The sequence below is a fragment of the Psychrobacter sp. 5A.1 genome, assembly GCF_030407455.1.
Taxonomy (GTDB): Bacteria; Pseudomonadota; Gammaproteobacteria; order Pseudomonadales; family Moraxellaceae; genus Psychrobacter.
In genome coordinates this window covers 1-11,598 of the sequence record NZ_JASDDJ010000082.1, presented here as the reverse complement: position 1 = coordinate 11,598, position 11,598 = coordinate 1, and the positions used below count along the sequence as shown (strand labels likewise).

Sequence of the window (11,598 nt, the reverse complement as noted above, 5' to 3'; positions counted from 1 at the left end):
ATCATATATGCGCCTACCAGATTATGTGGGTGTCAAACTAACGGGCAAACTGCAAAAAGGCATTACGGGTACGGATCCAACCAGCCAACCGCTAAAGGTGACTTATGGACAATGCACTAGTACAACCAATGAATGAACCCTTTAAAAAGCCACTGCCCGATACCGATTTATATTATTTTGATACACGTGAGGCTGTCGAAAACATCGAAGCTGGCGCGTATGACAAGCTATCATTCTGCTCAAAAGTATTGTGTGAAAACTTGGTTCGCCGTTGCCCACCAGAAGAGTTAACCAATGCCTTAAAGCAGCATATCGAAGGCAAACAAGACCTCGACTTTCCTTGGTACCCTGCCCGCGTCGTTTGTCATGACATCTTAGGTCAGACTGCGTTTGTTGATTTGGCTGGCCTACGTGATGCCATCGCTGAACAAGGTGGTGACCCCTCTAAAGTAAACCCAATCGTACCGACTCAGCTCATCGTTGACCACTCACTAGCCGTTGAGCATGCAGGCTTTGAAGAAAATGCCTTTGAGAAAAACCGCGCGATTGAAGAACGCCGTAACGATGACCGTTTTCACTTCATCAACTGGTGCCAGTACGCTTTTGATAATGTGAATGTCGTACCACCAGGTAACGGCATCATGCATCAGATTAACCTAGAGAAAATGTCACCTGTCGTACAAGTGGTAAAAAACAAAGCGGGTGAAGAAGTCGCTTTTGCCGATACCTTAGTTGGTACGGATAGCCACACACCAATGGTCGATGCCTTGGGGGTTATCTCCATCGGTGTTGGTGGATTGGAAGCTGAAAGCGTGATGCTAGGTAACCCATCATATATGCGCCTACCAGATTATGTGGGTGTCAAACTAACGGGCAAACTGCAAAAAGGCATTACGGGTACGGATCTGGTACTCGCGATGACGGAATTCTTACGTGATGCAGGTGTCGTCTCTACCTATATCGAATTCTTCGGTGACGGCGCGCGCCAATTAACCGTAGGCGACCGTGCGTCTATCTCCAACATGACACCAGAATATGGTGCCACCGCAGCGATGTTCTATATCGATGAGCAAACCATCGACTATCTACGCTTAACCGGTCGTTCTGAGGCTCAGATCAAATTGGTCGAACAGTATGCCAAGCAGACTGGCTTATGGGCTGACGGCATGGAAAAAGCCGAATACGCACGCGTGCTTGAGTTTGATCTATCAGCAGTCGTACGTAATATGGCAGGCCCATCGCGCCCGCATGCACGTGTGTCCACCACTGATTTGGTTGCCAAAGGTATCGCTCATGGCGCTGATGAAAAGCTACCAGAACCAAAAGATGGCATGATGCCAGATGGTGCCGTTATTATCGCCGCAATTACCAGCTGTACCAATACCTCTAACCCACGAAATATGGTAGCAGCAGGCCTCGTCGCCCGTAACGCGAATGCTAAAGGCTTATTACGTAAACCTTGGGTAAAATCATCATTAGCACCCGGCTCAAAAACCGTCAAAATGTATTTAGAAGAAGCAGGCCTGATGCCTGAGCTACAAGAGATCGGCTTTGACGTGGTTGGTTTTGCTTGTACCACTTGTAATGGTATGAGTGGCGCACTGGACCCTGATATCGAAAAAGAAATCATTGATAATGATTTGTTTACCACAGCAGTGCTATCTGGTAACCGTAACTTTGACGGTCGTATCCATCCATATGCCAAACAAGCATTCTTGGCATCGCCGCCACTGGTTATCGCTTACGCCATCGCTGGTAACATTCGCTTTGATATCGAAAAAGACTCATTAGGCAAAGATCAACAAGGCAATGATGTCTATCTAAAAGACATTTGGTTCGATGATGATGAGGTTGACGCCATTGTCGCCAAAGCAGTCAAGCCTGAGCAGTTTAATGCCGTTTATATCCCTATGTTTGATGAAGCCAAAAAAGACACAGGCAAAGCGTTAAGCCCACTGTATGACTGGCGTGAAATGACGACCTATATTCGCCGCCCACCGTATTGGGAAGGCAAAATGGCGAAAAAGAATACGTTAACAGGTTTGCGTCCGTTGGCAGTGTTGGGTGATAACATCACGACCGACCATATGTCTCCATCAAATGCGATCTTGGGTGCATCAGCTGCTGGCGAGTATTTGGATACTATGGGCTTGCCTGCCGAGGACTACAACTCATACGCCACCCATCGCGGTGACCATTTAACCGCACAACGTGCCACCTTTGCCAATCCTAAGCTGTTGAACGAAATGGTACGCGATGAAGATGGTGAGGTTATCCAAGGCTCACTAGCGCGTGTTGAGCCAGAAGGTCAAGTCATGCGCATGTGGGAAGCGATTGAGACCTACATGAACCGTGAGCAGCCACTCATCATCATCGCAGGTGATGGTTATGGTCAAGGCTCAAGCCGTGATTGGGCAGCCAAAGGTGTCCGTCTCGCTGGTGTAGAAGTGGTCGTTGCTGAGGACTTTGAGCGTATTCATCGTCAAAATTTAGTGGGTATGGGTGCGCTACCATTACAGTTCGAAGAAGGCACCACTCGCCATACGCTAAATATCGATGGTACGGAAACCTTTGATGTCACAGGCGAAGTTTCTGCTGGCGGGTTGATGACTCTAGTGATCCATCGTGCTGATGGTAGCACCACTGAGACGCCTATTATCTGCCGACTGGATACTGCTGATGAAGTCAAAATGTACAATGCAGGCGGTATGCTGCAACGCTTTGCCAAAGAGTTTATCGAAGGTACGTTGGATATTGTTTAGTAAATATCTATTCCTGATACAGGGCCACTTTGATTTTGATCAAGTGGCTTACTGTCTCTTCGACGAGCTGCTGCTAAAACTGCCCCCCAGATCTATATATATGGTATTAAACCCATCCTATTAGGTGTAATATACTAATTTTCTGAACAAAATATTAGCCACTCATTTTATGACTTACTCAAAGTAATAACCCAGTATTATTAATTTCACTATTTACTGTAAAAACTATAAGGATAAATAAAATGGCTTTATCTACAGCAGACTCGACAACCAAAGCAGACATCAAAAATACATTGCATAGTAAAGAGGATGACCGCCGCCATATCGTCTTAATTGGTGCAGGATTTGCCGGTATTCGCTGTCTTGAACAGTTGGCTAAGTATAGTTCGGATCGCATCACTTTAATCGATCGAAACGACTATCATTTTTTTCCACCTCTTATCTATCAAGTCTCCGCTGGATTTCTTGCATCATCAGATATCAGTTATCCGCTGCGCCGATTCATCGAAAATTATGACAATGTGCGCTACCGTCAAGGCAATCTCCTTCGTATCAATACCGAAGATAAAGTCGTGACCCTTGATACAGGCAATGTGTCTTACGATCGCCTGATTATCGCCACTGGTGCTGAGACCAATTATTTTGGTAACAAGGATATTGAAACTCATGCACTGCCTATGAAGACGATCAAGGATGCCTTGAGTATTCGCAATCATATGCTGGCGCAATTTAATCACGCTGCCTCTTTACCAGTAGCAGAGCGTGAGCCTTATCTCTCTATTGTGATTGCAGGTGGTGGCCCTAGTGGCGTTGAGCTGGCAGGTGTGATGTCCGAGATTCGTTTATATACACTACATAAAGAATATCCTGAGCTACTAGAAAATGTCGGTGGTATCACGCTGGTCACGGCTGATCCCGTTTTGCTCGCACCGATGAGTGCTGAGGCACAACGTTATACCCAATTACAGATGGAAAAATTCAAAGTTGACCTTGTTTTTAGTGATCCTGTAGCGCGTTACGATGGTCATGTGGTCACACTAAAAAGTGGTAAGACAATACAAACGCACAATCTGATTTGGACGGCGGGTGTCACTTGTGAGCCTATAAATGGTCTCAATCCAGATGATTATGGTCGAGGAAACCGCTTAGTTGTCAATCGCCATTTGGCTTTAGAACATCACAAAGATATCTATGCGCTTGGCGACATTGCACTGGCGACTCATGATGACAACTATCCTAATGGTCATCCTCAATTGGGACAGGTTGCGAGTAGTCAGGGTACGTACCTTGGAAAATATTTAAGTGACAAAACAGGTGAACCATTTCAATATAAACATAGTGGTGATATGGCGATGATTGGACGTTTGACAGCAGTCGCCGACATAAAAGGCATGCATCTAAAAGGCATCATAGCGTGGCTTGCATGGGTGGTTATTCATATCTTGTCGCTCAGCACCGCCAAAAATCGCTTGGCAACAACTTGGAATTGGATGACAGCTTTTTTGACTGGCAATCAATCGTTTCGGATGGGTATTCAGCCTCACGAAGACAAGTTCACCCTGAGCAAAGATAGTACAGCGGCAAAAGAGTCGTAAGCCATGAGAGTCGTTAGTTTTTCAAAAGCCAGAAAGCCCCTAATAATATTTAGTTATAACCTGTATTAAGCACATTGTATAGATAGTTAAAAATGGCTTTAGTCCCATTAGATTTATCCCATCCAAAAGAGTTGCGTTGTGGTTGGGCAGCACTAGCCTCAGTCATAACACTCTCTATTTTTTGATGATTTATATTATTCCATACTACCAATAAAAACCTGTTCAAATCACACATATATTAAGGATTTTGAATATTCAACAAACCCTACTAATTCACACAAATTTCACCAATAACTAGCATCATATTTGCCAGCTTATGTTTGTAACGCGCTATAGTAGAGATTATGTTTTGCTAAAGGTATTTCTACAGAAGGCTATACATGAAAGATAACCTAGATTACAAACGCCTAACTCTCATATTAGCCTTTGGTGTAATGGTATTTATTTCTGCCAATATTAATACTATTACTCTGATTGTTAAGCCTTATTATCAAGCAATACTTAATTACGTTGGCGGACAGCTGAATAATTTTAATGCTGATGCTGAAAATAATGATTATCAAAGCAAAGCACCAAAAACGACGGTCAGCTATAACAGTGCACAGGATCAGTTGCTACAAGAGCGTCAGCTGCTGGCAAGTGCTTATAAAAAGGCAAGCAGCGCTAGCGAAAAGAAAGTAATTATAGATGAGGCACGTGTTAGCTTTGTTGCGTCGATAACCACTCTACTTCCCTATTGGTATGGCACACCTTGGGATTTTAACGGTATCTCACAGACACCGCAGCAAGGCAGTATCGCTTGCGGCTATTATGTGAGTACCGTACTGAGAGATTCTGGATTGGATGTTGAGCGTGCTAAGTTAGCACAGCAAGCCTCTGAGAATATTATCAAGAGCTTGACGGATGATACCCATATTAAGCGCTTTAGTAACCAATCTTTAGCTGATTTTTTAGCAGTGGTCGATGAATGGGGTGCAGGTCTATATGTTGTTGGTTTAGATTTTCATGTGGGCTATTTATGGCATGATGGTGAGCAGATGCGCTTTATCCATGCGACTGCACTACCGCCGAGCCGCGCCATATCTGAGCCTGCTGAAACTTCGCCAGCATTAAATAACTCGCGCTATCGAGTTATTGGTAAGATATCTGCGGATGATGAGCTAATAAAGAAGTGGCTACTTCAAAGTGATATTACTACTAAGACTTAGTTGGCAATATTAGAATGCTATCTCATCAAAAATGTATCGAGTTGGATGCTACTTTAAAAGGTGTTGATGTTGATAGCTTTCATTCTTTTTATCAATGGTAAAGCTATAAGCCGATTGTAGAATGGAAGCAAAAAATCAACCTTCAATAGTTTTTAATGTAAAATTATTGAAAAATAAAGGAATAAAAATGACCCAATCAAAACCAAAATTCGCCCCGCAACTATCCGTCCCTGCTACCTATATGCGTGGTGGCACCTCAAAAGGCACATTCTTTAAACTGTCTGACTTACCTGAGCGTTGCCAAGTCGCAGGCGAGTCACGTGATAAGTTTTTGCTACGTGTGATTGGTAGCCCAGATCCTTACGGTAAGCAAATCGATGGCTTAGGTAATGGTAGCTCTAGTACCTCAAAGACGGTTATTTTATCGGCCTATGACAAATCAGATCACGATGTGAATTATCTATTTGGGCAAGTTAATATCGCCAAACCTATGATTGATTGGGCAGGAAACTGTGGCAATTTAACCGCAGCAGTTGGTGCCTGTGCCATTAATATGGGTTTGGTTGATGCTGACAAGATTGCTAACAGCATCGATGACTATGCAGATAGCGGTATTTGTGAAGTGCGTATCTGGCAAGAGAATATCGGTAAAACTATTATTGCCCATGTACCCGTCTATAAAGACGCAAATGACAAGGTACAAGTTCAAGAAACGGGTGACTTTGAATTAGACGGTGTCAACTTCCCAGCCGCCGAGGTCAAAATTGAATTTATCGACCCTGTGGATGCCACCAGTGATATGTTCCCTACTGGTAACTTGGTCGATGACTTCGATGTAACTGGCTGCGGCCTAAATGTCGATAGCGTCAAAGCCACCTTTATTAGCGCTGGTATCCCGACCATCTTTATAAAAGCTAAAGATTTGGGCTTTACCGGTACTGAGTTGCAAGGTGAGATCAATAGCGATGGCGAGCTACTTGCCAAACTTGAGGTGATTCGCGCCAAAGGCGGTGTGGCGATGGGATTGTTTAAAGATGTGAGTGAGGCGCAGACTAGCCAGCATATTCCTAAAATCGCATGGGTGGGTGCAGCACAGAGCTATACCGCTTCTAGTGGTAAGTCGGTCGATGCAGACGAGATTGATTTGGTCGTACGTGCCATGAGTATGGGGCAATTGCATCATGCCATGATGGGGACAGCAGCAGTCGCTATTGCAGCAGCGGCAACCACGCAGGGCACACTGGTCAACGAAGCAGCAGGTGGCGGTCAATCTGAAAAGCAGCTTGATGAAGTGCGTTTTGGTCATCCATCAGGTACATTGCTCGTCGGTGGAAAAACAGAGCAAGTCGACGGCCGCTGGCAAGCCAAAAAAGTCTCAATGAGCCGCTCAGCCCGCCGTATTATGGTTGGCGAGGTCTTTGTGCCAGCGGATGCGTTTTAAGCTCATTATCAACCATGTGATAAGTACTTCTAAATATTGAGTGCTAAAGCGTGTCATCAATTAGCCCATTTATACGTTTAGTGGTCAGATTGATGACATGCCCTAGGTCTAATAGACTACATTTGGCTAAGAGTAGCCAAACCGTTAATAGCTAGGAATGGTTAATCCGTGCCTAAATCGTTATAATGCCTATCTTTTACCGCCTATTGCCAGAAGCTAGCCCACTATGACTTGTGAATTTTCTCTAAAAACCTTTGACGAGCTGACTTCAGTTGATCTTTATCATATTTTAAAGGCACGCTCTCAGGTCTTCGTCGTCGAACAAAACTGCGCTTATCAAGATATGGATGAGGTCGATTTTGACTGCTTACACCTTATCGCCCATCAAAACGCAGCACTGGTGGGCTATTGCCGCATCATTCCACCTGAGTTCAATAAGCTAAAATCCAACCTATCGGTCGCCGATCCTGCTGTTAAGACCAATCATACTGCTATGCCTGCCATCGGTAGAGTGCTTGTGTTATCAGAGCATAGAGGAGATGGTTTAGCACGGCAAATGATGAATCAGGCCATTGCTCAGTGCCGCAAAAAGTACGGTAAGAAACGCCCGATTATCATTTCCGCACAAATTTACTTACTTAACTTTTATGAATCTTTGGGTTTTGTGCCTGAAGGTGAGCATTATCTTGAGGACAATATCGAGCATGTAAAAATGGTGCTGTATGTCGCTAAGAAAAACAAAGTCAGAAAAGAGAGCACTAATACTGCGACAACCACGACCAAAGTTTTAAGCTTTCTGCTATTTATCTTGGCCGCTTTGTTTATTTTGGGCCTGTTGTATTTAATGATTTAAACCGATCTTAAGGTATTAAGTCTTAACATCACTCAATTGGGTTGTTGCATATACTACCACGGTATGGACTCTCCAGCCCAATCTACAAAGCTACCTGATTGAGTGGCAGTCATACTATTCAGCACTTCTAACAAGCACTCTGCACTATAGGCTGGCGAGAATAGATGTCCGTCAACCACATTACTCTGAAAAGGTGCTGAGAGTTGCGTGTTGACCGTTCCTGGCTGCATGACCACCACGCATACATCCTTGAGCGACCTTCCCCATTCGATGCTCAGATTTTTCATGCCCATGTTCAGCGCCGCCTTACTCATTCTATAGCTATACCAACCACCCAGCTGATTGTCACTGATACTACCCACACGCGCTGATATCGTCGCAAAAATGGCGGGCGTGTCATTGCTACGTTTAGCTTTCGCCAGTAGTGGTTTGAAGTGCTTGGCAATCAGCAAACTCGCTAAGGCGTTCACTTGCATATTCTGTAAGAAAAACTCAGTCTCCATCTGACGTAGGGCTTTTTCGGGTTGCTGCGTATCAGTATGCAATAATCCCGCACAGTTAATGACCCAATCGATATGAGTGGTCTGCTGCTGAATGATGTCAGCCGCTTGCTCGATACTGCTCTCATCGCAGACATCCATCGATATCCACTGTAAGTTAGGTGCTTCAAAATCAGGTATGTTCTTATGATGAGTGGCAAAAACAAGTGTGTTATGTGTCGTGCTGGCGGTTAACTGCTCTATCATGGCTTTACCAATGCCACCTGTACCACCGATGATTAGATAAGTTTTATTACTCATGATGATTCCTTTTTTAGATTATTTTTGACCGAACTTCTATAAAATTTATCGTTCTTGTTGTCGTATATATAGGTCATTTTGGCGTACTTTTATTATCTTTACCATGATGGAAATGTTTAAAGGATGGGTGTTTACGAATGAAGCCCGCCCACGATAAGACTCTTATGGATTCAATTTTTCTAAAAATAGTACTGCCCTCCACTCGAGCACAGCTCTTGCCTTGCAAACGGGCAAAGCAGTGCTTTGCTCGATCCGTTCTCAAGGCTGATGTAAAATCACCCCAAACGTTGTTGCAACCCTAGCCAAGGTCTCGACATTATCGTCGGCTTGCGCCTAGTCTGGTTCAATTTTAGCGATCAGCAGCCCTAACATTTGAATGTTCAACAGACCCTATATATACGCTACAATAATCAATTATGACCATTCTAAATCAACGCTTTTATACGGATGTTATCGCATTATGCTATCACCCCAAGATCAATTGACTGAGTTGGTACGCACGCTTGAGACGCAGCAGCATGTGTTTGCCACTGACCCGCTACTCATCACAGAAAAACTGCAAGGCGAAAATGGCAAACCCATCCAAAAACTGCATCGCCGAGCCTCACGCATCGATAGCAACGGTGCGTTGGCACAAGTTTTGGGTAAAATTGACGGCCGTATCAAAGGCATCATGGTCGTGATGAGCGTGGTGTGGTGCATCTCAGGATTTTTGGGACTGTTTACGCTATTACAGGCCAATGTGGTTAACTTCTTTTACGTGTTGGTTTGTTTATTAGGGTTTCATACCATTATGCTGTTGGGCTGGCTCGCCATGACCTTGGTTAATCAAGGCAAGCAATCGTCCAATTGGTTCGCCAGTTTTGTCAGTCCCAGCTACCTAATACGTGGTAAGGATGATGTGACCAAAGCAGCGGTCAACTTGTACGAACGTCAATTGCAGCATAGTGGTATGCGATGGTATCTTGGTCGATTTAGCCATCAATTGTGGCTCGCGACGTTGACAGGTATGCTACTGGCGATTGTATTTTTGTTGATTGTGCGCCAGTACAGTTTTAGTTGGGAGTCCACTTTACTATCTGATCAAGCGCTTATTACTTTGACTCAGGTATTAGGCTGGCTACCTAGTATAGTGGGATTTGGTGTGCCAGATAGTACGGCTATCGCACAAAGCAGATTGGTGACAGATGCCATGCCGCTATCTGTTGCACGGCAATGGGCGGGGTTATTGGTTGGTAGCTTGCTGATGTATGGCATCGTACCCCGAGCGATTGCTTGGGCGTTTTGTGCTTTGATGTTCCGCCGTAAAAAAATGCGTTTGGATATCAAACTGCCTTATTATCAAAAGATTTTGAATTTTTGGCAGCGCCATGTGGTGGACGCCGATGATTTTAATGAAGCACCAGCACCTATCGCGCCAAAAGCAACGGTCAGTGTTGGCAAAAAATTGGTTGCTCTACTTGAGTACCCATCAGATCAGGAAAAGTGGTGGCAGTTGGGTTTAGACAACAGCCATCATGATTTTGAACAATCAAGCGATATTGAGGATTTTGGTATCGTTGATGACCGTGATGATATGGCACGGCTCAAAAACCATCTAGATAACCATCCTGTGCAAGTTTTGCTTGGCATTCATAGCAACGCATTGCCTGACCGCGGTACGCTACGCAAACTGGATCAAATCGCTGCTCACGCCAAAGATGGGCTTATCGTACAGCTGCTTGGTGATAATAGCGATTCTACAAGATTGACTGATACGCGTACGGATGATGAGCCACTAGACAAACAAACCGTTCGCTATCAGCAGTGGCAAACGGCGCTCTCTGCACGAAAAATTGGCTTGGTTGACTCAAGCGCTCAATAAATTCTAATGATTAATATGGCACGACCCTCTAAACTTATTATGACAAGGATGTTTTATAGTGGCTAGGAGCCCAATATGGCAGCAGATATCTCCTTAGATAATTCCCTTATGACCTTGGGTCAGTATGGTCAATTATTGGATGGTTACCGAGAGGCATTAAACCAAAGCATATTAACGGCTGCGCCAGAGTCGTGGCAGCCAATGCTGGCAAGTATTCTACCTGCGTATTGGCAGGAGTGGCTGCTACCGCTGGCTGGTGGCCCATTTTTCTTATTATTTTTAGCAGAATGGCTGTATCAGTCCAAGCGTGGCAATGGTAAAAGTTTTAGCTGGCGACGTGCGATGACCAATTTTAGCTTGGGCGGCTCTTATCTAGGGTTTGAATTGATTGTCCAAGCGCTTATCGTCATACCTATCTGCTTATGGTTATATCAATATCGCTTATTTACTATTGAGGTGACATGGCTCACCGCCATACCCATATTCGTCGCGGTTGAATTTAGCTACTACTGGTTCCATCGTGCGTCACACCGGATGAACTGGTTTTGGTCAGCACATGTCGTGCACCATTCAGATGACCATATGAATCTGTCCACCGCCATGCGCCAAAGCTTACTGTATTCAGTCACGGGTTGGTGGTTGTTCTTTGTGCCGCTGATGCTGCTTGGTGTACATCCAGTGTGGGTGTTTTTCTTTTACGCGCTTGATCTTATTTATCAATTCTTTATTCATACTGAAACCGTGGGCAAATTTCCAAAATGGGTTGAGTATGTTTTTGATACCCCATCCAATCACCGTGCCCATCATGGCACCAACGACGAATACATTGACCAAAATTATGGCGGCGTACTCATTATTTTTGATCGCTGGTTTGGCACTTATGTAGAAGAAGATACGGTCAACAACCCTGTCAAATATGGTGCCGTTGGTGAAACCAGCCACGATAATATCATCAGCTTGATATTTGGCGTCTTTTACCGTATGTGGCAACGGTTTTTTCGTGCCAAAGGGTTTAAGCAGAAGTTAAAAGTATTGTTCAGACCACCCAGTGCGGCATAACGATTTTGCATATCCA

8 protein-coding genes are annotated in these 11,598 nt (G+C 44.5%); 7 read left to right on the top strand and 1 reads right to left on the bottom strand.

Features of this window, described 5'->3' with window-relative positions; translation table 11 throughout:
• The first annotated feature begins 128 nt into the window (after nt 1-128).
• The 5 genes from acnD to QL982_RS13260 all read left to right on the top strand — a co-directional run bounded on the left by acnD (nt 129) and on the right by QL982_RS13260 (nt 7,859).
• The gene (acnD, locus tag QL982_RS13280; RefSeq protein ID WP_290190385.1) at nt 129-2,762 is read left to right on the top strand and encodes a Fe/S-dependent 2-methylisocitrate dehydratase AcnD; all 2,634 of its coding nucleotides are present in this window, start codon (nt 129-131) and stop codon (nt 2,760-2,762) included.
• Between the two features lie 242 nt (nt 2,763-3,004).
• Nucleotides 3,005-4,357, top strand: coding sequence for an NAD(P)/FAD-dependent oxidoreductase (locus tag QL982_RS13275; protein ID WP_290165871.1), 1,353 nt, complete (start codon nt 3,005-3,007; stop codon nt 4,355-4,357).
• A 380-nt stretch (nt 4,358-4,737) separates the two neighbouring features.
• Complete coding sequence (locus tag QL982_RS13270) at nt 4,738-5,565, top strand: hypothetical protein (RefSeq protein WP_290164963.1); 828 nt, start codon at nt 4,738-4,740, stop codon at nt 5,563-5,565.
• A gap of 187 nt (nt 5,566-5,752) precedes the next feature.
• On the top strand, nt 5,753-7,006 hold the full coding sequence (prpF, locus tag QL982_RS13265; RefSeq protein WP_290190384.1) for a 2-methylaconitate cis-trans isomerase PrpF: 1,254 nt from the start codon (nt 5,753-5,755) through the stop codon (nt 7,004-7,006).
• 226 nt (nt 7,007-7,232) lie between these two features.
• The gene (locus QL982_RS13260; protein ID WP_290164967.1) at nt 7,233-7,859 is read left to right on the top strand and encodes a GNAT family N-acetyltransferase; all 627 of its coding nucleotides are present in this window, start codon (nt 7,233-7,235) and stop codon (nt 7,857-7,859) included.
• Between the two features lie 53 nt (nt 7,860-7,912).
• Here the strand turns inward: QL982_RS13260 and QL982_RS13255 are convergent, their stop codons facing one another.
• On the bottom strand, nt 7,913-8,659 hold the full coding sequence (locus QL982_RS13255; protein WP_290164969.1) for an SDR family oxidoreductase: 747 nt from the start codon (nt 8,657-8,659) through the stop codon (nt 7,913-7,915).
• Between the two features lie 460 nt (nt 8,660-9,119).
• Here QL982_RS13255 and QL982_RS13250 point away from each other — a divergent pair, with 460 nt between their 5' ends.
• A complete protein-coding gene (locus QL982_RS13250; RefSeq protein ID WP_290164971.1) occupies nt 9,120-10,523 on the top strand; it encodes a DUF2868 domain-containing protein in 1,404 nt (467 codons plus the stop codon).
• A gap of 75 nt (nt 10,524-10,598) precedes the next feature.
• Entirely contained in the window at nt 10,599-11,582 is a 984-nt protein-coding gene (locus tag QL982_RS13245) for a sterol desaturase family protein (RefSeq protein WP_290164974.1), read from the top strand.
• The last annotated feature ends 16 nt before the right edge of the window (nt 11,583-11,598 follow it).

What these genes read in the sequence shown, in the direction of transcription:
- acnD (WP_290190385.1), top strand. Translation starts at nt 129, where the DNA reads ATGAATGAACCCTTTAAAAAGCCACTGCCCGATACCGATTTATATTAT.
- QL982_RS13250 (WP_290164971.1), top strand. Translation starts at nt 9,120, where the DNA reads ATGCTATCACCCCAAGATCAATTGACTGAGTTGGTACGCACGCTTGAG.
- QL982_RS13275 (WP_290165871.1), top strand. Translation starts at nt 3,005, where the DNA reads ATGGCTTTATCTACAGCAGACTCGACAACCAAAGCAGACATCAAAAAT.
- QL982_RS13255 (WP_290164969.1), bottom strand. Translation starts at nt 8,659, where the DNA reads ATGAGTAATAAAACTTATCTAATCATCGGTGGTACAGGTGGCATTGGT.
- prpF (WP_290190384.1), top strand. Translation starts at nt 5,753, where the DNA reads ATGACCCAATCAAAACCAAAATTCGCCCCGCAACTATCCGTCCCTGCT.
- QL982_RS13260 (WP_290164967.1), top strand. Translation starts at nt 7,233, where the DNA reads ATGACTTGTGAATTTTCTCTAAAAACCTTTGACGAGCTGACTTCAGTT.
- QL982_RS13270 (WP_290164963.1), top strand. Translation starts at nt 4,738, where the DNA reads ATGAAAGATAACCTAGATTACAAACGCCTAACTCTCATATTAGCCTTT.
- QL982_RS13245 (WP_290164974.1), top strand. Translation starts at nt 10,599, where the DNA reads ATGGCAGCAGATATCTCCTTAGATAATTCCCTTATGACCTTGGGTCAG.